We start from the raw sequence: 24,506 nt of genomic DNA, 5'->3' as shown, positions 1-24,506 counted from the left end.
AACATGACCACTCCAATTCCATCGGTAGCAGTCGATCAAAGCCTGCTGTACCCGTCACCGTACAAAGAATTCTGGCAAGCGTTCTCCAAGAACAAAGGTGCCGTCGCCGGCTTGATGTTCATGCTGCTGGTGATTTTCTGCGCCATATTCGCCCCGTGGGTTGCCCCCCATGACCCGAGCGAGCAGTACCGCGATTTCCTGCTGACCCCGCCGGCCTGGCTGGAAGGTGGGCAACTGCAATTCCTGCTCGGCACCGACGAACTGGGCCGCGACCTGCTGTCGCGCCTGATCAATGGTTCGCGCCTGTCGCTGATGATCGGTTTGTCGTCGGTGGTGATGTCGCTGATTCCGGGCATCCTGCTGGGCCTGCTCGCCGGGTTCTTCCCGCGCGTGCTCGGCCCGACCATCATGCGCCTGATGGACATCATGCTGGCCTTGCCGTCCCTGCTGCTGGCCGTGGCGATCGTCGCCATCCTCGGCCCTGGCCTGATCAACACCGTGATCGCCATCGCCGTGGTGTCCCTGCCGTCCTACGTTCGTCTGACCCGCGCCGCGGTGATGGGCGAGCTGAACCGCGACTACGTGACCGCCGCACGCCTGGCCGGTGCCGGCCTGCCGCGCCTGATGTTCGTCACCGTGCTGCCTAACTGCATGGCGCCGCTGATCGTTCAGGCCACCCTGAGCTTCTCCTCGGCAATCCTCGATGCCGCCGCACTGGGCTTCCTCGGCCTTGGCGTACAACCGCCAACCCCTGAGTGGGGCACCATGCTGGCTTCGGCTCGCGACTACATCGAACGCGCCTGGTGGGTGGTGAGCCTGCCTGGTTTGACCATTTTGCTCAGCGTGCTGGCAATCAACTTGATGGGTGACGGCCTGCGCGACGCGCTGGACCCGAAACTCAAGAACGCCGCCTGAGGAGATTCCCATGTCACTGCTAGAAATCAAGAATCTCAACGTCCGCTTCGGCGACAAGAACGCCACGCCAGTGGTCGATGGCCTCGACCTGCAAGTGGACAAGGGCGAAGTGCTGGCCATCGTTGGCGAATCCGGTTCCGGCAAGTCCGTGACCATGATGGCGCTGATGGGCCTGATCGAGCATCCGGGGATCGTCACCGCTGACGCCCTGAATTTCGATGGCAAGAACATGCTCAAGCTCAACAATCGCCAACGTCGGCAGATCGTCGGTAAAGACCTGTCCATGGTCTTCCAGGATCCGATGACCGCGCTGAACCCGAGCTACACCGTCGGCTTCCAGATCGAAGAAGTGCTGCGCCTGCACCTGAAAATGTCCGGCAAGGCGGCCCGCAAGCGCGCCATCGAACTGCTGGAAAAAGTTGAAATCCCGGGTGCCGCCAGCCGTATGGACGCCTACCCGCATCAACTGTCCGGCGGTATGAGCCAGCGTGTCGCGATTGCCATGGCGATTGCCGGCGAACCGAAACTGCTGATCGCTGACGAACCGACCACCGCACTGGACGTCACCATCCAGGCGCAGATCATGGACCTGCTGCTGGCGTTGCAGAAAGAGCAGAACATGGGCCTGGTGCTGATCACCCACGACCTCGCCGTCGTGGCCGAAACCGCCCAGCGCGTGTGCGTGATGTACGCAGGCCAGGCGGTCGAAGTCGGTCAGGTGCCGCAACTGTTCGACATCCCGGCACACCCCTACAGCGAAGCGCTGCTCAAGGCGATTCCGGAACACAGCCTGGGTGCCTCGCGCCTGTCGACACTGCCGGGCATCGTTCCCGGTCGCTACGACCGTCCGCAGGGTTGCCTGCTGTCGCCGCGCTGCCCGTACGTGAAAGACAACTGCCGTCAACAACGTCCGGCCCTTGACCAGAAAAGCAACAGCCTCGCTCGCTGCTTCTACCCGCTGAACCAGGAGGTGGCGTAATGGCCGTCGTTCTTACCGCCCGCGACTTGACCCGTCACTACGAGGTGTCCCGAGGCCTGTTCAAGGGTCACGCCACCGTGCGCGCCCTCAACGGTGTGTCGTTCGAACTGGAAGCCGGCAAGACCCTCGCTGTCGTCGGCGAGTCGGGTTGCGGCAAATCCACCCTGGCCCGTGCCCTGACCCTGATCGAAGAGCCGTCCTCCGGCTCCTTGAAAATCGCCGGGCAGGAAGTTGCCGGCGCCGACAAGGCCCAGCGCAAGCAACTGCGCAAAGACGTGCAGATGGTGTTCCAGAGCCCGTACGCCTCGTTGAACCCACGGCAGAAAGTCGGTGATCAGTTGGCCGAGCCGTTGCTGATCAACACCAACCTCAGCGCTTCCGAACGCCGCGAAAAAGTCCAGGCGATGATGAAGCAGGTGGGCTTGCGTCCCGAGCACTACCAGCGTTATCCGCACATGTTCTCCGGCGGTCAACGCCAACGGATTGCCCTGGCGCGGGCGATGATGCTGCAACCGAAAGTGCTGGTGGCGGACGAACCGACCTCGGCGCTGGACGTGTCGATTCAGGCGCAGGTGCTCAACCTGTTCATGGATTTGCAGCAAGAGTTCAACACCGCCTATGTGTTCATCTCCCACAACCTGGCGGTGGTACGTCACGTTGCCGACCACGTGATGGTGATGTACCTCGGTCGTCCGGTGGAAATGGGCACGAAAGAGGACATTTACTCCCGCCCTCTGCACCCCTACACCCAGGCGCTGCTGTCGGCGACGCCGGCCATCCACCCGGATCCGAACAAGCCGAAAATCAAGATCGTCGGCGAACTGCCCAACCCGCTGAACCCGCCGTCCGGCTGCGCCTTCCACAAGCGCTGCCCGTACGCCACCGAGCGATGCAGCACTGAAGAGCCGGCCCTGCGCCTGCTCGCCGGCCGCCAGGTGGCTTGCCACTACGCCGAGCAATTCCTCGACGGCGCGGCATAAAAAATGTGGGAGCGGGCTTGCTCGCGAAGGCGTCATTCCAGTCAGTATCAAAGTCGACTGACAGATCGCTTTCGTGAGCAAGCCCGCTCCCACAGGGATTGAGTAGCTCAAGTAGTCAAGCGTTAACCCGACCCCTTCCGCCTCGATTGCGCATCACTCAGGTAGAAGGGGTTTTCTTTTGCCTGCAATAGAGCGACTACGTCTGGCTGTCGCCCTCTTCCTCATCGGAGTCCGGCTCGTCGGTGGTCGAGTCATCGTCGTTGTCCGCACCACCCTGCCCCTGATCCCCCGGTTCCGATTCGGACTTGGCGATCATCAGCCCCGCGTAACCCGCCTGCCCGCTCGAAGCCTGCTCCCCATGATCGATACACTCGGCCCACGCCATCGAAGTTCCAAGCGAGAGCATCACCATTACCTTCAACAGCAGTAAAACGCGAAACAACCTGTTCATAGCCGATTCCTTCCTTTCGTTGAGTGCCTGTCTGGCGCTGAGTCAAATCTAGTTCCGATCAGCCGGGTTCTCCAGATTGGACGCTATCGAGCGAGGGAAAATGCAGAGGGTTGAGAGATTGGTTTGGAATAGGGGTTATTCATAATTCCACTAACACCAAGAATCCTGTGGGAGCGAGCTTGCTCGCGATGACGGACCTGCAGTCATCATTAATGTCGACTGACAGATCGCTATCGCGAGCAAGCTCGCTCCCACAGGGATCCATCGTTAATCATGGAAATGTGGACAACAAAAAAAACCCGCAGCTCGCGCAACGGGTTTTTTGGTAAAGCAATTCAGCGCTTAGTGATGCTCACGGGTCGCACGGAATTTCACGTCCGGCCAGCGCTCTTCCATCAGGGCCAGGTTGACCCGCGTAGGCGCGAGGTAGGTCAGGTGACCACCGCCGTCCAGTGCCAGGTTTTCCACAGCCTTGTTGGAGAATTCCTCAAGCTTCTTCTTGTCGCTGCATTCGATCCAGCGCGCGGAATAAACGGTGATCGGCTCGTAGGAGCACTCGACCTTGTATTCCTCTTTCAAGCGGCTGGCGACCACATCGAACTGCAGCACACCGACGGCGCCGAGAATGATGTCGTTGCTGCGCTCCGGGAAGAACACCTGGGTCGCGCCTTCTTCGGCCAGCTGTTGCAGGCCCTGGCGCAGTTGCTTGGATTTCAGCGGATCCTTCAGGCGCACGCGGCGGAACAGTTCCGGGGCGAAGTGCGGGATGCCGGTGAAACCCAGGACTTCGCCTTCGCTGAAGGTGTCGCCGATCTGGATGGTGCCGTGGTTGTGCAGGCCGATGATGTCGCCGGCAAACGCTTCTTCCAGTTGTTCACGCTCGGAGGAGAAGAAGGTCAGCGCGTCGCCGATCCGCACGTCCTTGCCAGTGCGCACGTGGCGCATCTTCATGCCTTTTTCGTACTTGCCGGAGCAGATACGCATGAAGGCGATACGGTCGCGGTGTTTCGGGTCCATGTTCGCCTGGATCTTGAAGATGAAGCCCGAGAACTTATCTTCCACCGGTTCCACGGTACGCTCGTTGGCCACGCGTGCCAGTGGGCGTGGTGCCCAGTCCACAACGGCGTCGAGGACGTGGTCGACACCGAAGTTGCCCAGTGCCGTACCGAAGAACACCGGGGTCAGTTGACCGTCGAGGAACTCCTGCTGGTTGAACTCGTGGCAGGCGCCCTGCACCAGTTCCAGCTGCTCGATGAAACGCTCGTACTCGTCACCCAGGTGGGCGCGGGCTTCATCGGAGTCGAGCTTCTCGATGATCTTGGTTTCGGTGCGCTCGTGGCCGTGACCGGCGGTGTACACGATGATGTAGTCATCGGCGAGGTGATACACACCCTTGAAGTCACGGTAGCAACCAATCGGCCAGGTGATCGGCGCCGCCTTGATCTTGAGGACGGCTTCGATTTCGTCGAGCAGTTCGATCGGGTCGCGAATGTCACGGTCGAGTTTGTTGATGAAGCTGACGATCGGCGTGTCACGCAGACGGCAGACGTCCATCAGGGCGATGGTCCGTGGCTCTACACCTTTACCGCCGTCGAGAACCATCAAGGCCGAGTCCACCGCGGTCAGGGTGCGGTAGGTATCTTCGGAGAAGTCTTCGTGGCCCGGGGTGTCGAGCAGGTTGATCATGTGTTCGCGATACGGGAACTGCATGACCGACGTGGTAATGGAGATACCACGCTGCTTTTCCATTTCCATCCAGTCGGAGGTGGCATGGCGATCGGATTTACGAGATTTCACCGTACCGGCTACCGCAATCGCCTTGCCCATCAGCAAAAGCTTCTCGGTGATGGTGGTCTTACCGGCATCGGGGTGGGAAATAATGGCGAAAGTGCGGCGTTTCGCGACTTCGGCGGCCTGTTTGGTCATGGGAAATCGCCTGGCAGGTGATTCAAAAAAGGGCGCAGATTATAGCCCAAGTTGATCCAAGAACCGAACCGTTGAGCACATTAGGGGTGGCCAAATGCTGCCGCAGATGGGAACCTTTTAAAGCACGGAGACGTCCACTCCCCCGTTACGACCACTCGTCGGGGGCCTGAAACACCTGCAAATCGGCCTGACGAGGCTGTGCTCATGGCTCGATAGCCGTGCGCCTACCCTCTGTAGGAGCGAGCTCGCTCGCGATGGACGTCAACGATAACGCTGGGTACCTGAATGTACGCGTTGTCTGGACATTCTTCGCGAGCAAGCTCGCTCCTACAGTGGAACGCGCTCGGCTTGAGCTGCTTATCGCGATCATTTTTTCGGCTGCCAGGAATGGCCTTGCCACACGAAAATGTGTTCGCCGACTGAAAAAAGGAGTCCGCCTGTGGCTATCCACTATGGCAAAGGGCTGATAGGAGGCGCGCTGGTAATCGCCCTTCTGGCCCTGCTGATCCAATGGATCGGCATCAACACGATCGAACACTACCGCGACGATTTGTTGTTTTACCTGCAAGCTCATCTGGTTCTCGTCCTCGCTTCCATGCTGGCCGCCCTTGTCGTGGGCATCCCCGCCGGCATCCTCCTCAGCCGCCCGTCCATGGTCGGCCGCGCCGAACGCTTCATGCAGTTCTTCAACATCGGCAACACCGTTCCGCCCCTGGCCGTCCTGGCAATCGCCCTCGGTATCCTAGGCATCGGCAGCGGCCCGGCCATCTTCGCCCTGTTCCTCGCCTCCTTGCTGCCCATCGTGCGCAACACCTACGAAGGCCTGAAAAACGTTCAGGGTTCGCTCAAGGAAGCCGCCGTCGGCATCGGCATGACCCCGCGTCAGGTGCTGTGGAAAGTCGAATTGCCCAGCGCGGTGCCGATCATCATCGGTGGTGTGCGCGTGGCATTGGCGATCAATGTCGGGACGGCGCCGTTGGCGTTCCTGATCGGTGCCAACAGTCTCGGCAGCCTGATCTTCCCCGGCATTGCCCTGAACAATCAGCCGCAATTGCTGCTCGGCGCTGCCTGCACCGCCCTGCTGGCCTTGTTGCTCGACGGCCTGGTGACACTCGCCAGCCGCCTCTGGCTCGAACGCGGCTTGCGCCCGTCTTAAGCCCCGGCAAAGGAATCGTCATGAAAACATCAAGCTTTTTACTAGGCTGCGTCCTGCTGTTCGCAGGATTTGCCCAAGCCGCTGACAAACCCTTGATCCGCATTGGCGCCCGGGTGTTTACCGAACAAACCCTGCTGGCGGAGATCACCGCCCAATACCTGCGAACCAAAGGCTACGACGCCCAGGTCACCGGCGGTTTGGGCAGCAACCTGGCCCGCAGTGCCCAGGAAAGCGGGCAACTGGACATGGTCTGGGAGTACACCGGCGTATCGCTGGTTTCCTATAACCACGTTACGGAAAAACTCGATAGCCAGCAGTCATTGGCGCGGGTCACCGAGCTGGACGCGAAGAAAGGCCTGACCTGGCTCTCGCCGTCGAAGTTCAGCAACACCTACGCGCTGGCGCTGCCGGCGAACATCGCTGCCGAGTACCCGCAGGTCAACACCATCAGTGACCTCAATCGCACGTTGCGCGCCGAAGCCAAGGACAATCCGCTGGTGGCGCTGGACACCGAGTTTGCCAACCGCTCCGACGGTCTGGCCGGCATGGTCAAGCTCTACGACATGGACCTGACCCGTAAAAACATCCGGCAGATGGACGCCGGCCTCGTCTACACCGCCCTGCGCAACGGCCAGGTATTTGCGGGCCTGGTCTACACCACTGACGGACGCTTGAGCGCGTTCAAGCTCAAGTTGCTGGAAGACGACAAGCACTACTTCCCCGACTACACCGCCGCGCCGGTGGTGCGTCAGGCCTACCTCGACGCGCATCCGCAATTGGCCGCACAGCTCAAGCCACTGGCCGACCTGTTCGACGACGAAACCATGCGCCAGCTCAACGCGCGGGTCGATGTCGATCACCAAAGCCCGTCATCCGTTGCCGCAGATTTTCTGCGTCAGCATCCGTTGAACTGAGGAGCAGACGTTATGGATTTCCTCAACGCCTTTTCCCATCTCGACTGGGCACAAGTGCTTCATTTGACCTGGCAGCACATCACGCTGGTTGGCATCGCGGTGACCCTGGCGATTCTGGTTGGCGTGCCGCTGGGCATCCTGATGACACGCTTCCCCAGCCTCGCCGGGCCTTTGCAAGCCAGCGCCACGGTGCTGCTGACCGTGCCGTCGATTGCCCTGTTCGGCCTGCTGCTGCCGTTCTATTCAAAGTTCGGTCAGGGCCTCGGCCCTATGCCGGCGATCACCGCCGTATTCCTGTACTCGCTGCTACCGATCATGCGTAACACCTACCTGGCCCTGACCAGCGTCGAACCGGGCATTCGCGAAGCCGCGCGCGGCATCGGCATGACCTTCGGCCAGCGCCTGCGCATGGTCGAACTGCCCATCGCCGTGCCGGTGATCCTCGCCGGTGTGCGCACCGCCGTGGTGATGAACATCGGCGTCATGACCATCGCCGCCACCATCGGCGCCGGTGGTCTGGGCGTACTCATCCTCGCTTCCATCAGCCGCAGCGACATGTCGATGCTGATAGTCGGCGCTGTGCTGGTCAGTGTGCTGGCCATCTTCGCCGACCTGCTTCTGCAATGGCTGCAACGTTCGCTGACTCCAAAAGGACTCCTGAAATGATCGAACTTCAAAACCTCAGCAAGACCTTCCAAAGCAACGGCAAAGATGTGAAAGCCGTGGACTCGGTAAGCCTGACCGTCAATGAAGGCGAAATCTGCGTGTTCCTCGGGCCATCGGGTTGCGGCAAAAGCACCACGCTGAAAATGATCAACCGCCTGATCAAACCGACCTCGGGCAAGATCCTGATCAATGGCGAAGACACCACAGGCCTCGACGAAGTGACGCTGCGCCGCAACATCGGCTATGTGATCCAGCAGATTGGTTTGTTCCCGAACATGACCATCGAGGAGAACATTGTGGTGGTGCCGAAACTGCTCGGCTGGGACAAACAGAAATGCCACGACCGCGCCCGCGAGTTGATGAGCATGATCAAGCTCGAACCCAAGCAATACCTGCATCGCTATCCGCGGGAGTTGTCCGGTGGCCAACAACAGCGGATCGGCGTGATTCGCGCACTGGCGGCGGATGCACCACTGCTATTAATGGACGAACCGTTCGGCGCGGTCGACCCGATCAACCGCGAGATGATCCAGAACGAATTCTTCGAGATGCAGCGGGCGCTGAACAAGACCGTGATCATGGTCAGCCATGACATCGACGAAGCCATCAAGCTCGGTGACAAGATTGCGATCTTCCGCGCCGGCAAACTGTTGCAGATCGATCACCCGGACACGCTACTCGCGCATCCGGCGGACGAATTTGTCAGCAACTTCGTCGGCCAGGACAGCACGCTCAAACGCCTGTTGCTGGTGAAGGCCGAAGACGCGGCGGACAACGCGCCCTCCGTCAGCCCGCAAACCCCGGTGGCCGAAGCGCTGGAGTTGATGGACGAGCATGACCGACGCTATTTGGTGGTCACTTGTGCCGAGAATAAAGCCCTGGGTTATGTACGCCGTCGTGACCTGCACCGTCAGACCGGCACCTGCGCGCAGTACCAACGCGAGTTCAATGCCACGGCCGCGTACGACGAGCATTTGCGCATCCTGCTGTCGCGCATGTACGAGTTCAATCGTGCGTGGCTGCCGGTGATGGATGCCGAGCGGGTGTTCCTTGGCGAGGTCACTCAGGAGTCGATTGCGGCTTACCTGAGCTCAGGTCGCTCCCGCGGCGCCAAGACCAGTATTGTTTCACCGGCTGAAGTAGCACTCACTTGATAGATTATCTTCCATAGTCCATTTCGCTTGGCCCATCACCACCTCAAGAGGAAAAACGGAGACAGGGCCAAGTGCTGGTGCTATGTAAATTCGCAATCGTTAACAAACGAATATTAAAGACTGTCAAAAGTGATAGGTCCGCTATTGCCTGGAAAAAGTTCTACTCAATCGGGAGCACAGCGACACGCTCTCAAAAATAAACTTACCAGGTTATAGAGGTCACCCATGAAAACCAACGATTCGACATCACCTGCCACACCGACACCAGAGGCCAACTCCGTGGAGCCAAAGGTCATGGCTGGTCCACCCACACAAATCATCATAGGAGGCCTGGCAGACCCGCAACTTGTCAAAAAAGGGGGAAACTTTAAATTGGTGATCGCGGCAAAACTAGTCGATAAGGACGGCAGGGAAATTACAGGAGTTACCTCCGTGTGGACGACAACTACAGCTGGCGCCACTATCAATCGAGGTCCTGGAAACATGAACGGGACATTCACGTTAAACAATGTGCAACAAAACACCATTATTCAATTTACCGTTACCACGCAGCAGTACCCAGCCATTCGCAAGAGCGTAAGCCTTAGGCTTAACGTCTATTGATCGGCGACCGTTCCCGTATTTCGTCGGTCGAACAGTATCGCCCTGATCGACCTTGCTCCTGTTCGGGAGCGCAGCAGCCGTAGTCGCCTGACAGCTCATATGGCTCGGTAAAAATGCAAAACCTGTGGGAGCAAGCTTGCTCGCGATGGCATTTTCACAGCCAACAACGTCGTTGACTGACATTACGCTATCGCGAGCAAGCTCGCTCCCACAGTTCTATGCGATTTTTTAGTGATTCGCAGGCCGGAAAAAAATATCAACAGCACCGCCTGCAAAAGCCATCCATAAATACCTTGTGAAATAGCCAAATCCCCTCTCAGCTTACCTTCTAGCAGCCAACGTCGCCGATATTGACGCCATCGTAGTTATCAGGGAGTTTGTGCACAAAAGCGTCGAACGTGCAGGTATGTTTAACACTTCAAAATTCTTCGGGAACATCCGACTGTCATCTGAGTCGGTTACAAAGAGTGATGCTCGTAACGCGCGTCAGAAGAGTGCAAAAACGCGACATTTTTTGTTGATCTCAAGCCCCTCACGCCCTAAAGTTCGCGCCGAACGTCCATGCTGGAAACGATCCATCCGGCTCAAGTACTGACGACGAGACAGCAAGGCCAAGGGCGCAGCGCTCCCATGGCCTTTTTGCTTTCGGCGACATGCCTTGGGAAGTAGGCGAACCAAAGTGGGGATACGGAGGACGTTCATTTGCACCCATTGTTTTTACTCGTTTGCCATTAGGAGCTCCCAGGTATGTCGATCCAGGTCGAAGACTATTTCGCGCGCGAAACCTTTCAGAAAATGAAGGCGTTCGCCGACAAGCAGGAAACCCCGTTCGTGGTGATCGATACCGCGATGATCAGCCAGGCCTATGACGACCTGCGCGCCGGTTTCGAATTCGCCAAGGTCTACTACGCGGTCAAGGCCAACCCGGCTGTCGAGATCATCGACCTGCTCAAAGAGAAAGGCTCGAGCTTCGACATCGCCTCGATCTACGAGCTGGACAAAGTGCTCGATCGCGGCGTCAGCGCCGACCAGATCAGCTACGGCAACACCATCAAGAAGTCCAAGGACATCCGCTACTTCTACGAGAAGGGCGTGCGTCTGTTTGCCACCGACTCCGAAGCCGACCTGCGCAACATCGCCAAGGCCGCACCGGGTTCGAAAGTCTACGTACGTATCCTGACCGAAGGCTCGACCACCGCCGACTGGCCACTGTCGCGCAAATTCGGCTGCCAGACCGACATGGCCATGGACCTGTTGATCCTCGCTCGCGACCTGGGCCTGGTGCCTTACGGCATCTCGTTCCACGTCGGCTCGCAGCAGCGCGACATCAGCGTCTGGGACGCGGCGATCGCCAAGGTCAAAGTGATCTTCGAACGCCTGAAGGAAGAAGACGGCATCCACCTGAAGCTGATCAACATGGGCGGCGGCTTCCCGGCCAACTACATCACCCGTACCAACAGCCTGGAAACCTACGCCGAAGAAATCATCCGCTTCCTGAAGGAAGACTTCGGTGATGACCTGCCAGAAATCATCCTCGAGCCGGGCCGTTCGCTGATCGCCAACGCCGGCATCCTGGTCAGCGAAGTGGTGCTGGTCGCACGTAAATCCCGTACCGCGGTAGAGCGTTGGGTGTACACGGATGTGGGCAAGTTCTCCGGCCTGATTGAAACCATGGACGAAGCCATCAAGTTCCCGATCTGGACCGAGAAGAAAGGCGAGATGGAAGAAGTGGTCATCGCCGGTCCTACCTGCGACAGCGCCGACATCATGTACGAAAACTACAAGTACGGCCTGCCGCTGAACCTGGCCATTGGTGATCGCCTGTACTGGCTGTCGACCGGTGCGTACACCACCAGTTACAGCGCTGTTGAGTTCAATGGTTTCCCGCCGCTGAAGTCGTTTTACGTTTAATTCCCACCCGCTGTACAAAAAAGGCCTGTGAGTAATCACAGGCCTTTTTTTTTATTTATGCCTTCGCCCTATGGATTGGCATCATTCAAAAAATACAGCGCTGCCGTGATTCCCGCCCTACACATAATGAAAACCTTCCCCGCTTAACTTTAAGAACAAACACCATTACTTTTCAAAGGCTACAGAACCACACCAAAAATAACGCTAATACATAAAAGGAATTTTCATGTTAGCTATCCAAGAAGAAATCATAACCGATGAAGAGTTCAACTCACTCACAGCCAATTTCATGGCAGCCGCTTCCGGAACTCTCAGTGGTGTCGAACGTGGACCTGGACTTTTGGTCACAAACGACGACATTAAAAAAATCAAACGATATGTCAATTCGGGACTGGCATTACCGACCGATATCAACGAAATAGAACAACTATATAAATACGACCAGCTGAATATTTCCGGACTTTATTCAGCGGATATGCAAATCCTGTATCAAAACATGAAGAACCACGCGAGCAGTTGGTCACCGCTGGAGTCCAGTATGAGAGCTGTTGGTTCGGACCTCCACGTATTTGCAGACAATTTTACGTCTAGCTGCAACTCCATCATCAACCACCTCAGAGAGCTGCCCGGCTACATCAGTAGCACTGGTAAAATCAGCGGCCTGACCCCTGAGGAAATTGACAACTTGCCAGAGATACAATTAACCGAAGATGAGAAACAAAAAATCCCGGCCCTACTGGAGTTGGTTGACGATCTCAAAACAGTCATTGCCGAGCACAGCCAAAGTACGCAAACCACGAAAGCTGAAATAGCCAAATTCAAGAATGAAATTAACGATTCGCTGAAGCCCGCGCTGGAGTTGAAAATAGCCCTTTGCAAAAGCCACAACTTCGACGTAAACATAAATAATCTCAACAATGAACTCGACATCATCAACCAGCGAACTGACGAAAAGTACGCGGAAATCGAGCAGTACTCCCAGAGCAAATGGTGGGGGCTATTGGGTGGCGCAGTTGGCTTTATCGTCACGACCACCATTTATGGAAAAAAGGCCCAGCAAGCTCGAAATGAACTGGATCTGCTGATAGCAAAACGACGTGAAATCGAAGCAAAGATTGCAACCATCAGCGTGGTCCTTGCGTCGTTGCGGGCATTCGATACCAGCCTTTATGACCTGAAAGTCAGGGTTGCAGAAGCGGCTGGCAGTTCATCGAGCCTCGATAGTCTCTGGCTGATGATACAGAAGTATGTCGACTCCTCCAGCAAAAGACTCAATGGCGTTACCAATGCCATGTACCTGAAGTCTTTTGTCACCAGGCTAACCACGATGATGGAAAACTGGTTAGCGATAAAAAGGCAGGCGGGCGATTTATTGACTGCCTTCAACAATGCCACGAGCGAATCCTGACATCCAGGCTTGCACGCCAATGCCATACCCGAAATCTACTTTTTTAAAGGCAGGACAATCATGACCCTACACACTCTCGGCTCGCCATTCCAATACCCCACTCCCGACATCAAGAAAATTAAGCAAACCAGGGAGGAGCTCGACTATAAGATCGGCGCATTGAGCACCGTCTATTTACCGGTACTTGGAGAGCAACTAACATCATTGCGAAGTGAAATAAACTCCATCGACAACCAAGCACTTAACACCCTGACTCTGCTCCCCAGCGCACTACCCATTAGCGAAGTTCAACGCCTTCATACCATCATTGAAAATCTGAAACTCGAACCCTCCACCCCCGAGAAAAATGAAGCTATAGACAGTTATTACCAAGAGATCAACTCATCGATTGAAAGCGGCACCTCCGAAGTATTGGATTTTGCTACAATACTGAACAACAATCTGTCGAATTTGAAAGCAGTGACCCTCAGCGACAACCAATATCGAATCAAAGATCTAGAGACTGACATCAGCAACATCAGCCCGCATATCACTAAAGCAGAAAACGACATTGAACAGCTAGTAACAGACGAATCAGAGCTTAACAAAGCCATCAAACTCATTGAGGCGATGGACACGTTCTCGCTCATCAAGGAATTCTTTCTAACGGCCGAAAAACTTGCCGGACTTAACCTGTCCGCCCCTCAAGTTGAACTCGTCAAGGCGGGTATTGCCGCCGCAGGCAAGATCCTCAATTTAATCAGCGACAAAATTCAATATGACAACCTGATTGAAGCCAGGCGCCAGATCCAGGGGCGACTGGATGACCGTAGCCGAAACCTGACCCGCATCAACCAGGATACAAAAATCCTGCAAGACCAAAAAAAACAGTTAGTGGAATTCCAGTCCGTGCAAACCCCGAGAGAGGCTTATACGAATGAGATAAGCACCCTCGTCGATGCCGTTTTTAAATTTCTGGAGATTACTAAACATGATGCTGGCGACGATTTCAGTTCGGTCGTTAAACAGTTCATCGAACAGTCGAATATCTTCATCAAGCATATGAACAACCTGCGCCAGGAATGGCGAAGCTAATCCACGCTCGCTCCGCTTGGATATAGCACCCTGATCAGAGCGAGCGAAAGCGCGCACAACGCCATTTCGCTCGCCTTGAACACGCTACAGTTCCTTGAGCCTCAGTAACTAGGCGACCTGCGCCCGATATTGCAATTGCACGGCGCGCTGTTGAAAGCGCGGTGCCAATGCCCGCAGATCAGGGTGAGGAGCCTGTAACAGTGCCTCGCCGCTGACGCGCAGGAAGTTCAGGTTCCCTGTCGCCAATGCCTTGTGCAACCACACCAAGGCCTCTTCGACTTTCCCGTCCTGCGCCAGAACAGCCGCATAGCTGAATTGCCCACGAAAGTCCCCACCCTCTGCAGAACGTCGATACCACTCGAAAGCGGCATCCGGGTCGGCCTGGCAAAATCGGCCTTCCTCCAGATAGCGCCCCAGCAGGTTCATCGACTTCGCATGGCCGAGATCCGCCGCACGCCGATACCAGCTCAGCGCCCGCGCCTGATGCTCGGCTACACCGCGCCCGGTGGCCAGCAGATTGGCGAAGTTGTACATCGCCCAATCCAGCCCTCCTTCAGCTGCGATCCGATAATGCCGCGCCGCAATCGTGGCATCGGCAACACAACCCCAACCCTGTTCATGGCAACGACCGAGCATGTTGCGCGCCATCAGGTGCCCCTGGCGCGCGGCGATGCCGAACCAGCTCAGCGCCAGCGGTTGGTCCTGCGCGATGCCCTGCCCGTCGAGCAGAATCTGCCCGAGCAAGGCCTGGGCCTCGATCTCACCTTCACGTGCGGCAATCAGGATGGCCTGGGCCGCGCGGGCCGGGCTTTCGTCGAGCATCGCGCGCAGGCGCTCACCGTCGAGCATTTCCTCGCGGCGTAAACGAAAGTCCGCCACTTACACCTCGACCCAGCGACGCAACAGGTTGTGATACGTGCCGGTGAGGCGGATCAGCGATGGATGATCGGGCACATCGCGGGTCAGTTGCTGAATCGCCCCATCCATCTCGAAAAGCAGCGCCCGCTGGCTGTCCTCGCGCACCAGGCTTTGCGTCCAGAAAAACGAGGCGAGTCGCGTTCCGCGCGTCACCGCGTTGACCTTGTGCAGGCTGGTGCCGGGGTACAGCACCATGTCGCCAGCGGGCAGCTTCACCCGTTGGGTGCCAAAGGTGTCCTGGATTTCCAGCTCGCCGCCGTCGTAATCCTCGGGCTCGCTGAAGAACAGCGTGGCGGACAAATCCGTGCGTACCCGCTCGATGCCGCCTTTGGGCTGACGCACCGCATTGTCGATATGGAAGTCGAAACTGCCACCGGAGGTGTAACAGTTCAGCAACGGAGGAAAGACTTTGTGGGGCAGCGCTGCTGACATGAACAGCGGATTTTTCCACAGCCGTTCCAGCATCGCCGCGCCGATCTCCTTGGCCAGCGGGTGGCCTTCCGGTAACTGCAAATTGTGCTTGGCCTTGGCCGACTGGTAGCCGGCGGTGATCTTGCCATCGGCCCAATCGGCTTGTTCCAGAGCCTCGCGAATGCGCTGCACCTCGTCTTTTTCAAACAGGCCGGGAATGTGCAGCAGCATGACAAAGGCACCTGAAACCAAAGGGATGCCAATGGTATTGATTCTTATTGCCTATGTAAAACCCATCTGACGAATGAGTCAGCAGAAACCGTAAGGTTAAATTGTAAAGATTGTAAATTCAGTGCGAATAGTAATGTTTCGCAATTGTTACGAATACCTATTTACCCTATATTCCGCGGCCTCAAATCCTTGGGGAGGGGAATTCAAATGTCGCGTCAACAACCACAAGTACCGGTCAGTTCACCACGTCTGCTCGCATCCGCCATCGGCATGGCGATTACTGCCGGCTCTGCGGGCCACATGGTTTTCGCGGCGGAAAAAACCGACAAAAAAGCTCCGGACAAAGTGATTTCGCTGGGTGCCACCGCCATCACCGGCGAAGCCCAGGACGAGACAACCTACAACGTCGAGAAAGCCTCCTCGCCCAAGTACACCGCGCCGCTGATCGACACGCCGCGCTCGGTAACCGTCATTCCGCAACAGGTTCTCAAAGACACCGGTGCCCTCAACATGCAGGACGCATTGCGTACTGTTCCAGGCATCACCTTCGGTGCTGGTGAAGGTGGCAACCCCCAGGGTGACCGTCCATTCATCCGCGGCTTCGACGCCCAGGGCGACACCTACCTGGACGGCGTGCGCGATACCGGCTCCCAGAGCCGCGAAATCTTCGCCGTTGAATCGATCGAAGTCAGCAAAGGCCCGAACTCCGCCATCGGCGGTCGTGGCGCTGCGGGCGGCAGCATCAACCTGGTCAGCAAGAAAGCGCACCTGGGCGATTCGCTCGACGGTGGTTTCACCTGGGGCTCCGATCAGACCCAGCGCTACACCTTCGACGGCAACTACCAGTTCACCGACACCGCCGCTGGCCGTCTGAACCTGCTGAGCCACGAGAGCAACGTCGCCGGACGTGACAGCGTCGACTACGACCGCTGGGGTGTCGCACCGTCCCTGGCTTTCGGCCTGGGTACGGACACTCGCGTCAACCTCGACTACTACCACCTCGAAAGCAACGACACGCCGGATTCGGGCATTCCGTACTCGATCCCGACCAATCTCGCGGCTGGTCGCACCAAGTCCAATCCGGACAAACCCAATGACGGCGGCGACAGCAGCAACTTCTATGGCCTGACCGATCGCGACTTCCGCAAGACCCGCACCGACACCGCGACCATCGCCGTCGAGCACGACCTGAGCGACGCGCTGACCGTCAAGAACACCCTGCGCCACGGCAACAGCATGCAGGACTACATCCTGACCCAGCCGGACGACAGTAAAGGCAACGTCAACAACGGCAGCGTCTGGCGCCGGGCGAACACCCGCGTGAGCAACACCGAGACCACCACCAACCAGACCGACCTGTTTGGTGACGTCTACATCGCCGGGTTCAAAAACAGCTTCGCCACCGGTATCGAGTTGAGCCGCGAGGAAAGCCAGAAGTCTTCGTACACCGTCAACACCGATACCACGCCAAGAACCGCTGCGGTGACCAATACCTGCAATCCGGCGCAGATCGGTGAGCCAAGCGGCTACAACTGCACCTCGCTGTCCAACCCGACCCCGAACGACCCATGGAACGGTTCGGTTGCCCGCAACTACGCCGGCACCGACACCACGGGTAAAACCTACGCACTTTACGTGTTCGACACCCTGACGTTGTCCGAGCAGTGGCTGGTGAACATGGGGCTGCGTTACGACCATTTCGACACCGACTACAAGACCTACAACGCCGCAGGCACCACGACTTCCAAGGGCGATGACGTCAGCGAGTTCGTCACCGGTCAGTTTGGCGTGGTCTACAAACCAGCCGAAAACGGCAGCATCTATGCGTCCTACGCGACGTCCGCGACTCCACCGGGCTCTACGCTCGGTGAGGGCCAGGACGGCAACCCGCTGGGCGGTACGCCGGATCGCAGCGGCAACCTGCTGAGCAGCGACATGGAGCCGGAAACCACCAAGAACTACGAAATCGGCACCAAGTGGGACCTGCTGAACGATCGTCTGTCCCTGACCGCCGACATCTTCCGCACCGAGAAAGAAAACGCTCGTGTGCAGACCAACACCACGACGTACGAAAACGTCGGCAAAACCCGCGTTCAAGGTGTCGAACTGTCGGCCACCGGCAAGCTCACCGACAAATGGCAAGTCTTCGCCGGCTACGCCTACATGGACAGCGAGCAAGTCGATGGCGGCGACATTCCGGCAAACAAAGCGAACGATGGCAACGAACTGCCTAACACGCCGAAAAACAGCGCCAGCCTGTGGACGACCTATCAGGTCACGCCAAGGCTGACCATCGGTGGCGGTGCGTTCTATGTCGATGACGTGTTCGGCAGTGCCGCCAACACCACCATGGTTGATTCCTACGTTCGTTACGACGCGATGGCGGCCTACAAGCTGAGCAAGAACGTCGACCTGCAACTGAACGTGCAGAACCTGACCGACGAAACCTACTACGACAAGGCGTTCTCGACTCACTTCGCCAACCAGGCGGCTGGTCGTACCGCTTTGCTGAGCACCAACTTCCACTTCTGATTGCCACTTACACTGCAATCCCTGTGGGAGCGAGCTTGCTCGCGATGACGTCGCCACATTCAACATTTATGTTGGCCGACACACCGCCATCGCGAGCAAGCTCGCTCCCACAGGAGAGGGTGAAGGCTGAAATCAGACCAGGCCCCGTTCATACCGTGAATGGGGCTTTTGTGCGTAAAAAAGAATGCTTCTCGACAACCCCACGGCATAATGCGCGCCGTGATGAATCAACTTGAACGAACAAGGCGAGCGACGTGTTGAAGAAAACCCTGTTCCAGTTGCACTGGTTTTTCGGCATCAGCGCCGGGCTGGTCCTGGCCCTGATGGGCATCACCGGGGCGGCGGTGTCGTTTCAGGATGAAATCCTGAGCACGCTCAACCCGTCTGTATTACAGGTCGAAAAACAGGTCGCCGGTGTGCTGCCGCCCGCCGAACTGGTGGAGCGAATCGAAGCCGCGTCGGGCAAAAAAGTCTCGATGCTCACGGTGGAAACCGACAGCGGCAACGCCGCCAAAGTGTGGTTCACCCCGCCACCGGGTGAACGCCGTGGCGAGATGCGCTACTTCGACCCGTACACCGCCGAGTTCCTCGGCGATGCCTCCGGCCAGGGCTTCTTCGGCCTGATGCTGCAATTGCACCGCTTCCTCGCCATGGGCGACACGGGTCGGCAGATCACCGGCGCGTGCACGCTGATCCTGGTGTTCTTCTGCCTGTCCGGCCTGTACCTGCGCTGGCCTCGCCAGTGGAGAAGCTGGCGCGCCTGGCTGACCCTGGACTGGAAGAAAAAGGGTCGCAGCTTCAACTGGGACCTGCACTCGGTGGCCGGCACCTGGTGCCTGGTGTTTTACCTCCTGGCGGCACTGACCGGTTTGTCCTGGTCCTACGAGTGGTACAACAAAGGCCTGACCCGCTTGCTCTCCGACTCACCACAGAGCGAACGCGTGCGCGGCGGACGCGGGCCTGCGCCGAGCGGTCCGGCACCGACGGCCGATTACGCGGCGATGTGGAGCAGCATCTACAGTGCGGCCGGTCCGCTACTCAGTTCCTATAACGTGCGCATGCCGCCCGTGGCCGGCCAACCAGCGACCGTGTACTTCCTGCTGAAAAATTCGCCTCACGACCGCGCCCTGAACCAGATCACCCTCGATCCGGCCACCGGCGTGGTCAAGCGCGTTGATCGCTACAGCGACAAGAGCCTCAAGGCGCAACTGCTGACCAGCATCTATGCGCTGCACGTCGGCAGTTACTTCGGCATCGTCGGGCGCATCCTCCTGACCATCACCTCGCTGACCATGCCGCTGTTCTTCATCACCGGCTGGATGCTGTACCTGGATCGTCGGCGCAAAAAACGCCAGATCAAGGATGCGCGCAAAGACCTTGTGCAAACCGACAGCGATGCGCCGGCGTGGCTGATCGGCTTTGCCAGCCAAAGTGGTTTTGCCGAGCAACTGGCGTGGCAAACCGCCGGGCATTTGCAGGCCGCAGGCTTGCCGGTAAAAGTGCAACCGTTGGCGGACGTCAGCGAGCAGGACTTGCATGAATCGGACAATGCTTTGTTCGTGGTCAGCACCTTCGGCGACGGCGAAGCACCGGACAGCGCCCGCGGTTTCGAACGCAAGGTACTGGGCCGGGCACCGAGCCTGGGACGCCTGAATTACGCGGTCCTGGGACTGGGCGACCGGCAGTACCAACACTTCTGCGGATTCGCCAAACGCCTGCACGCCTGGCTGGGCGAACATGGCGCAAAGACCCTGTTCGCCCCCGTGGAGGTCGACAGCGGAGACCCTTACGCTTTGCGTCACTGGCAACAGCAACTGGGCCTGTTGACCGGCCAGGCCCCCGTGGATACCTGGCAAGCGCCCAGCTATGACAACTGGACCCTGCTGCATCGTGAACTGCTCAACCCGGACAGCAGTGGTTCGCCGGTGTACTTGTTGGGCCTCAAGCCTCCTTCCACCAGCAGCTGGCTGGCGGGCGACCTGGTGGAAGTGATGCCGCGCAATTGCCCGTGGGCCATCGAGCACTTCCTCGACGGCATGGGGATCCACGGTGAAACCAAGGTGCAACTCAACGGTCTGGAAGAAACCCTCGAACAGGCCCTGGCCAGCCGCCAGTTGCCGGAAAACCGCGCCCACCTGGTCGGCCTGCACGCCCAAGCGCTGGCAGAAGCACTCGTGCCGCTGGCCATGCGCGAGTATTCCATTGCGTCGATCCCGGCCGATGGCGTGCTGGAATTGATCGTGCGTCAGGAAGTGCATGCCGACGGCAACCTCGGCGTCGGCTCCGGCTGGCTGACCGAACACGCGCCTGTGGGCACTTCCATCAACCTGCGCGTGCGGCGCAACAGTGGTTTCCATCTGCCGGCCCAACCGGTGCCGATGATCCTGCTGGGCAATGGCACGGGGCTGGCCGGGTTGCGCAGCCTGCTCAAGACACGGATTGCCGACGGTCAGCAACGCCACTGGCTGCTGTTTGGCGAGCGTCATCGCGAGCACGACTACCTGTGTCGAAAGGAGCTGGAGGAGTGGCTGATCAATGGTGATCTGGCGCGCCTGGACCTGGCGTTTTCCCGCGACCAGGCCGAAAAGATTTACGTACAGGATCGCCTGCGTGAATCGGCAGCCGAACTCAAAAAGTGGCTGGCGGAAGGTGCTGTGATCTACATCTGCGGCAGCCTTCAAGGCATGGCTTCGGGCGTAGATCAGGTACTCAACGAGGTGCTGGGCGCCGCCGAAGTGGAGCGCCTGATCGAACAGGGCCGCTACCGCCGCGACGTTTACTGATTCACTGAGTTCCCTGTGGGAGCGAGCCTGCTCGCGATGACGGTTTTACATTCAACAAATCTGTTGGCTGTCAGACCGCTATCGCGAGCAAGCTCGCTCCCACAGTGACTCGGGTGTCCATCAAACCGGCTGCAACTTCCGCTCGAATACAGACACCCCATCCAGATCCCGCAACACCACGCTCAACTCCCCGCTCTGCCCATCGATATTCACCTCGCCAAAAAACTGAAGCCCGGCAAACGGCGAGACGTTCTGCGCTGACGGCGCCTTTTCGAACACCACTTCAGGACCAAAGGTTTTATCCAGCGAGTTCGATCCGAAGCTACCCGCATTCAGCGGTCCGGCGACGAACTCCCAGAACGGCTCGAAATCCTGGAACGCCGCCCGATCCGGGTGGTAATGATGGGCCGCGCAGTAATGCACATCCGCGGTCAGGAACAGGAAATTGCGCACCTGCTGCGCCCGCAGGAAACCGAGTAATTCGGCGATCTCCAGTTCGCGCCCCTGGGCCGAGCCGGGGTCACCGTTGGCCACCGCTTCCCAGCGCGCGACACCGGGACTGACTTCACCATCGGGCACGCCGAGGCCAATGGGCATGTCGGCGGCGATCACTTTCCATTGCGCCTTCGAGGCCTGCATTTCACGCTTGAGCCAGTCCAGTTGCTCACGCCCGAGGAAGGGTTTTTCAGCGCCCAGATTGTCATCGTTGGCCCCGCGATAACTGCGCATGTCCAGCACGAAAACATCGAGCAGCGGCCCGTAGCCCAGCTTGCGATAGATCCGCCCGCCGCCATCGCCGCTCTGCAAACGCATCGGCGCGTATTCGAGCCAGGCCTGGCGTGCGCGGCCCACCAGGCTGTGGATATCCTTGTCCTGGTAACGCGCATCCAGCTGTTTGCCCGGCGACCAGTTGTTCACCACTTCGTGGTCGTCCCACTGCCAGATCTGCGGGACCTCGGCGTTGAAGCGACGGATGTTTTCGTCCATCAGGTTGTAGCGATAGTTGCCGCGATACTCATCGAGGGTCTCGGCGACTTTGCTCTTGGCCTCAGTGGTGATGTTGCGCCACACCCGGCCGCCTTCGGTGGTGAGCTGCGCCGGGATCGGGCCGTCGGCGTAAATGGTGTCGCCGCTGTGGATAAAAAAATCCGGCAGACGCAGGCGCATTGCTTCATAGATGCGCATGCCGCCAATGTCCGGGTTGATGCCGAAGCCCTGGCCGACGGTGTCGCCACTCCAGACGAAACGGATGTCACGGCGGGCCTGCGGCACGCTGCGCAAGTGACCGAACCAGGGCTCGCTGGCGACACCGCTCTGGGCGTCCTCGAACTGCACGCGATAGAAAATCGCCTGGTCGGCGGGCAGCCCGGTGAGTTCGACCCGGGCGGTGAAATCGGTGCGTGCATCGGCCAGGGGCGAGACGAATCGCCGGGGGTTGGGAAACAGGCTGCGGGTGTCCCACTCCACCACCATCCGCGCGGGGCGGTCGCAGCGGCTCCAGATGATCGCCCGGTCGCCCAGCAGGTCGCCGGACTGCACGCCGTCGGTGAGTTGCGGCCGATCCTTGACCGAAGCGATCACCGCCGGCGCCAGCCCCGGCAACAACAGCCCGGCGCCGACCGCTTGCATGACACGACGGCGCCCGAGGTTGAAATCGCTCATGGTGTTCTCCCTGAAAAGGAAAAACTAAAGCATGGCCCTATGACCCTGGCATGACACAGATCCTGTCAACCCCACAGGGGACAAGTGTCAGGCGGTGACGGGTTCTACCGCCAACTCCACCGTCTCCGGCCGTTTCACCAGCGCATACACCACCGCCGTCAACAGGCTCCCCGCCACAATCGCCAACAAGTAAAGCAGCGCATGGTTGATCGCATTCGGGATCGCCAGCACGAACAACCCACCGTGGGGCGCCATCAATTTACAGCCGAAATACATCGACAGCGCACCGGTCAGCGCACCGCCGGCGATGCTCGCCGGAATCACCCGCAACGGATCTTTCGCCGCAAACGGAATCGCCCCTTCGGAGATGAAGCACAGCCCCAGCACCAAGGCGGCTTTACCGGCTTCGCGTTCGGTCTGGGCGAACTTGCGTCGGGCAATGAACGTGGCGATGCCAAGGCCGATCGGCGGCACCATGCCGGCCGCCATGGTCGCCGCCATCGGCGCGTAACTCTGCGACGCCAGCAACCCCACCGAGAACGCATAGGCCGCCTTGTTGATCGGCCCGCCGAGGTCAACGCACATCATGCCGCCCAGCAACACACCCAGCAGAATCGCGTTGGTGGTGCCCATGCTGTCGAGGAAATGCGTAAGCCCGGCAAGCATCTCGGCGACCGGCTTACCGACCACGTAGATCATCACCAGACCGGTGAACAGACTCGCCAGCAGCGGGATGATCAGGATCGGCTTGAGCGCCTCAAGACTTTGCGGCAATCGCGCATATCGGTTGATCGCCTTGGCCGCGTAACCGGCAAGGAAGCCGGCAATGATCCCACCGATGAAGCCGGCGCCCAGGGTGCTCGCCAGCATGCCACCGATCATCCCCGGTGCGAGACCCGGACGGTCGGCAATGGAATAGGCGATATAACCCGCCAACAGCGGCACCATCAGCTTGAATGCAGTGTCGCCGCCGATCTGCATCAACGCCGCCGCCAGCGTGCCCTCTTCCTTGAACGCGGTGATGCCGAACACAAACGACAAGGCGATCATCAAGCCGCCGGCCACCACCATCGGCAACATGAATGACACGCCGGTCAGCAGGTGTTTATAGACGCCCGTCTTCTCCTGCTTGGCCGTTGTCTTGGCAGTGTTCGATGCGCTTTCCTGCTGGCCTTCGGCCAAGGCCTTTTTCAAGGTCGCCTCGGCTTGCTTAAGGGCAATGCCGGTGCCGCAGCGATAGATTTTCTTGCCGGCGAAACGCTCGGTGGCGACTTCGATATCGGCCGCCAGCAGCACCACATCGGCCTCGGCAATGGCTTGCGCGCTCAATGGATTGCGCGCGCCGACCGAGCCCTGGGTTTCCACCTGCAGGTCATAGCCCAGGCGCGTGGCCGCTTGCTGCAAGGCCTCGGCGGCCATGAACGTGTGAGCTACACCCGTCGGGCAGGCGGTGACGGCCACCAGTCGCGGCGCGTTCTGGACAGCCGCCACAGGTTCGACGACGGCTTCGGTAGCGACGTAGACCTGTGCCTCCTGCGCTCCTCGCCGCAGCACGGCTTCCACGTCCTGCAGGGCCTGAGCCGGGGTACTCTGGAACAGCCGCTTGCCGACAAACCGCGACATGTCCACGGGCGCGCTGGTCACCAGCAGCACCCACTCGGCTGCGTCGAGGGTGGCCGCCGACAGTTGTTTTTCGGGATGCGCGACATCGGTGACTTCGACACTGGTGCTCCAGCCCTGGCGCTGGGCCGCGGCGTCGAGCAACCGTGCACACAGCACACTGGTGACCATGCCGTTCGGGCAGGCCGTAACGATGGCTAACTTCATGACAA

The 24,506-nt window shown here is 58.8% G+C and carries 19 protein-coding genes; 13 read left to right on the top strand and 6 right to left on the bottom strand.

The window, feature by feature from the left end:
* Nucleotides 1-3: 3 nt before the first annotated feature.
* From AC3IT9_RS04015 to AC3IT9_RS04005, 3 genes are read left to right on the top strand one after another with little or no spacing between them, the layout of a single operon-like run.
* On the top strand, nucleotides 4-915 hold the full coding sequence (locus tag AC3IT9_RS04015) for an ABC transporter permease subunit (protein ID WP_150727462.1): 912 nt from the start codon (nucleotides 4-6) through the stop codon (nucleotides 913-915).
* A 10-nt stretch (nucleotides 916-925) separates the two neighbouring features.
* The gene (locus AC3IT9_RS04010; protein ID WP_057716450.1) at nucleotides 926-1,894 is read left to right on the top strand and encodes an ABC transporter ATP-binding protein; all 969 of its coding nucleotides are present in this window, start codon (nucleotides 926-928) and stop codon (nucleotides 1,892-1,894) included.
* Complete coding sequence (locus AC3IT9_RS04005) at nucleotides 1,894-2,874, top strand: peptide ABC transporter ATP-binding protein (RefSeq protein WP_489272125.1); 981 nt, start codon at nucleotides 1,894-1,896, stop codon at nucleotides 2,872-2,874. The genes AC3IT9_RS04010 and AC3IT9_RS04005 overlap by 1 nt, the downstream gene beginning before the upstream one ends.
* A gap of 196 nt (nucleotides 2,875-3,070) precedes the next feature.
* On the opposite strand, the gene AC3IT9_RS04000 is transcribed toward AC3IT9_RS04005, so the two are convergent.
* Both AC3IT9_RS04000 and AC3IT9_RS03995 read right to left on the bottom strand, forming a co-directional pair.
* Nucleotides 3,071-3,325: a hypothetical protein gene (locus AC3IT9_RS04000; protein ID WP_150727463.1), complete on the bottom strand. Its 255-nt coding sequence runs from the start codon at nucleotides 3,323-3,325 to the stop codon at nucleotides 3,071-3,073.
* 342 nt (nucleotides 3,326-3,667) lie between these two features.
* Entirely contained in the window at nucleotides 3,668-5,251 is a 1,584-nt protein-coding gene (locus AC3IT9_RS03995) for a peptide chain release factor 3 (RefSeq protein WP_150727464.1), read from the bottom strand.
* A 439-nt stretch (nucleotides 5,252-5,690) separates the two neighbouring features.
* On the opposite strand from AC3IT9_RS03995, the gene AC3IT9_RS03990 reads away from it, so the two are divergent.
* The 8 genes from AC3IT9_RS03990 to AC3IT9_RS03955 all read left to right on the top strand — a co-directional run bounded on the left by AC3IT9_RS03990 (nucleotide 5,691) and on the right by AC3IT9_RS03955 (nucleotide 14,137).
* Nucleotides 5,691-6,407: an ABC transporter permease gene (locus AC3IT9_RS03990; protein ID WP_489272123.1), complete on the top strand. Its 717-nt coding sequence runs from the start codon at nucleotides 5,691-5,693 to the stop codon at nucleotides 6,405-6,407.
* 20 nt (nucleotides 6,408-6,427) lie between these two features.
* Nucleotides 6,428-7,321 (top strand): glycine betaine ABC transporter substrate-binding protein, encoded by an 894-nt coding sequence (locus AC3IT9_RS03985; protein WP_150727467.1) that lies wholly within the window; start codon nucleotides 6,428-6,430, stop codon nucleotides 7,319-7,321.
* 12 nt (nucleotides 7,322-7,333) lie between these two features.
* A complete protein-coding gene (locus tag AC3IT9_RS03980) occupies nucleotides 7,334-7,987 on the top strand; it encodes an ABC transporter permease (protein WP_489272122.1) in 654 nt (217 codons plus the stop codon).
* Nucleotides 7,984-9,141: an osmoprotectant ABC transporter ATP-binding protein OsmV gene (locus tag AC3IT9_RS03975; protein ID WP_150727469.1), complete on the top strand. Its 1,158-nt coding sequence runs from the start codon at nucleotides 7,984-7,986 to the stop codon at nucleotides 9,139-9,141. The genes AC3IT9_RS03980 and AC3IT9_RS03975 overlap by 4 nt, the downstream gene beginning before the upstream one ends.
* Nucleotides 9,142-9,366: 225 nt before the next feature.
* Nucleotides 9,367-9,744, top strand: coding sequence for a hypothetical protein (locus AC3IT9_RS03970; RefSeq protein ID WP_150727470.1), 378 nt, complete (start codon nucleotides 9,367-9,369; stop codon nucleotides 9,742-9,744).
* A gap of 747 nt (nucleotides 9,745-10,491) precedes the next feature.
* On the top strand, nucleotides 10,492-11,655 hold the full coding sequence (locus tag AC3IT9_RS03965; RefSeq protein WP_150727471.1) for a type III PLP-dependent enzyme: 1,164 nt from the start codon (nucleotides 10,492-10,494) through the stop codon (nucleotides 11,653-11,655).
* Nucleotides 11,656-11,881: 226 nt separating this feature from the next.
* Nucleotides 11,882-13,063 carry an alpha-xenorhabdolysin family binary toxin subunit A gene (locus AC3IT9_RS03960; RefSeq protein ID WP_489272120.1) on the top strand — a complete coding sequence of 394 codons (1,182 nt, stop codon included), beginning with the start codon at nucleotides 11,882-11,884 and terminating at the stop codon, nucleotides 13,061-13,063.
* A 60-nt stretch (nucleotides 13,064-13,123) separates the two neighbouring features.
* Entirely contained in the window at nucleotides 13,124-14,137 is a 1,014-nt protein-coding gene (locus AC3IT9_RS03955; protein WP_489272119.1) for an alpha-xenorhabdolysin family binary toxin subunit B, read from the top strand.
* A 108-nt stretch (nucleotides 14,138-14,245) separates the two neighbouring features.
* On the opposite strand, the gene AC3IT9_RS03950 is transcribed toward AC3IT9_RS03955, so the two are convergent.
* Together AC3IT9_RS03950 and AC3IT9_RS03945 are read right to left on the bottom strand one after the other, a co-directional pair.
* On the bottom strand, nucleotides 14,246-15,016 hold the full coding sequence (locus tag AC3IT9_RS03950; RefSeq protein WP_489272118.1) for a tetratricopeptide repeat protein: 771 nt from the start codon (nucleotides 15,014-15,016) through the stop codon (nucleotides 14,246-14,248).
* Nucleotides 15,017-15,697 (bottom strand): Fe2+-dependent dioxygenase, encoded by a 681-nt coding sequence (locus AC3IT9_RS03945; RefSeq protein WP_150727474.1) that lies wholly within the window; start codon nucleotides 15,695-15,697, stop codon nucleotides 15,017-15,019.
* Nucleotides 15,698-15,904: 207 nt separating this feature from the next.
* Here AC3IT9_RS03945 and AC3IT9_RS03940 point away from each other — a divergent pair, with 207 nt between their 5' ends.
* Together AC3IT9_RS03940 and AC3IT9_RS03935 are read left to right on the top strand one after the other, a co-directional pair.
* The gene (locus tag AC3IT9_RS03940) at nucleotides 15,905-18,229 is read left to right on the top strand and encodes a TonB-dependent receptor (protein WP_489272116.1); all 2,325 of its coding nucleotides are present in this window, start codon (nucleotides 15,905-15,907) and stop codon (nucleotides 18,227-18,229) included.
* 254 nt (nucleotides 18,230-18,483) lie between these two features.
* Nucleotides 18,484-21,012 carry a PepSY domain-containing protein gene (locus AC3IT9_RS03935; RefSeq protein WP_489272114.1) on the top strand — a complete coding sequence of 843 codons (2,529 nt, stop codon included), beginning with the start codon at nucleotides 18,484-18,486 and terminating at the stop codon, nucleotides 21,010-21,012.
* Nucleotides 21,013-21,132: 120 nt separating this feature from the next.
* Here the strand turns inward: AC3IT9_RS03935 and AC3IT9_RS03930 are convergent, their stop codons facing one another.
* Both AC3IT9_RS03930 and AC3IT9_RS03925 read right to left on the bottom strand, forming a co-directional pair.
* On the bottom strand, nucleotides 21,133-22,674 hold the full coding sequence (locus AC3IT9_RS03930; RefSeq protein WP_489272113.1) for an alkaline phosphatase D family protein: 1,542 nt from the start codon (nucleotides 22,672-22,674) through the stop codon (nucleotides 21,133-21,135).
* Nucleotides 22,675-22,761: 87 nt separating this feature from the next.
* Nucleotides 22,762-24,501: a PTS fructose-like transporter subunit IIB gene (locus tag AC3IT9_RS03925; RefSeq protein ID WP_489272111.1), complete on the bottom strand. Its 1,740-nt coding sequence runs from the start codon at nucleotides 24,499-24,501 to the stop codon at nucleotides 22,762-22,764.
* Between the last annotated feature and the right edge of the window lie 5 nt (nucleotides 24,502-24,506).

It is taken from the genome of Pseudomonas sp. KH_046_1 (assembly GCF_057839025.1).
The sequence above is the reverse complement of the archived record's forward strand: the minus strand, read 5'-3'. Positions and strand labels throughout refer to the sequence as shown.

Excerpts from the sequence above, each read along its gene's own strand:
- AC3IT9_RS03955 (WP_489272119.1), top strand. The coding sequence starts at position 13,124 with ATGACCCTACACACTCTCGGCTCGCCATTCCAATACCCCACTCCCGAC.
- AC3IT9_RS03995 (WP_150727464.1), bottom strand. The coding sequence starts at position 5,251 with ATGACCAAACAGGCCGCCGAAGTCGCGAAACGCCGCACTTTCGCCATT.
- AC3IT9_RS03945 (WP_150727474.1), bottom strand. The coding sequence starts at position 15,697 with ATGCTGCTGCACATTCCCGGCCTGTTTGAAAAAGACGAGGTGCAGCGC.
- AC3IT9_RS03985 (WP_150727467.1), top strand. The coding sequence starts at position 6,428 with ATGAAAACATCAAGCTTTTTACTAGGCTGCGTCCTGCTGTTCGCAGGA.
- AC3IT9_RS03960 (WP_489272120.1), top strand. The coding sequence starts at position 11,882 with ATGTTAGCTATCCAAGAAGAAATCATAACCGATGAAGAGTTCAACTCA.
- AC3IT9_RS04010 (WP_057716450.1), top strand. The coding sequence starts at position 926 with ATGTCACTGCTAGAAATCAAGAATCTCAACGTCCGCTTCGGCGACAAG.
- AC3IT9_RS03970 (WP_150727470.1), top strand. The coding sequence starts at position 9,367 with ATGAAAACCAACGATTCGACATCACCTGCCACACCGACACCAGAGGCC.
- AC3IT9_RS04015 (WP_150727462.1), top strand. The coding sequence starts at position 4 with ATGACCACTCCAATTCCATCGGTAGCAGTCGATCAAAGCCTGCTGTAC.
- AC3IT9_RS03965 (WP_150727471.1), top strand. The coding sequence starts at position 10,492 with ATGTCGATCCAGGTCGAAGACTATTTCGCGCGCGAAACCTTTCAGAAA.
- AC3IT9_RS04005 (WP_489272125.1), top strand. The coding sequence starts at position 1,894 with ATGGCCGTCGTTCTTACCGCCCGCGACTTGACCCGTCACTACGAGGTG.
- AC3IT9_RS03940 (WP_489272116.1), top strand. The coding sequence starts at position 15,905 with ATGTCGCGTCAACAACCACAAGTACCGGTCAGTTCACCACGTCTGCTC.
- AC3IT9_RS04000 (WP_150727463.1), bottom strand. The coding sequence starts at position 3,325 with ATGAACAGGTTGTTTCGCGTTTTACTGCTGTTGAAGGTAATGGTGATG.
- AC3IT9_RS03930 (WP_489272113.1), bottom strand. The coding sequence starts at position 22,674 with ATGAGCGATTTCAACCTCGGGCGCCGTCGTGTCATGCAAGCGGTCGGC.
- AC3IT9_RS03980 (WP_489272122.1), top strand. The coding sequence starts at position 7,334 with ATGGATTTCCTCAACGCCTTTTCCCATCTCGACTGGGCACAAGTGCTT.
- AC3IT9_RS03975 (WP_150727469.1), top strand. The coding sequence starts at position 7,984 with ATGATCGAACTTCAAAACCTCAGCAAGACCTTCCAAAGCAACGGCAAA.
- AC3IT9_RS03925 (WP_489272111.1), bottom strand. The coding sequence starts at position 24,501 with ATGAAGTTAGCCATCGTTACGGCCTGCCCGAACGGCATGGTCACCAGT.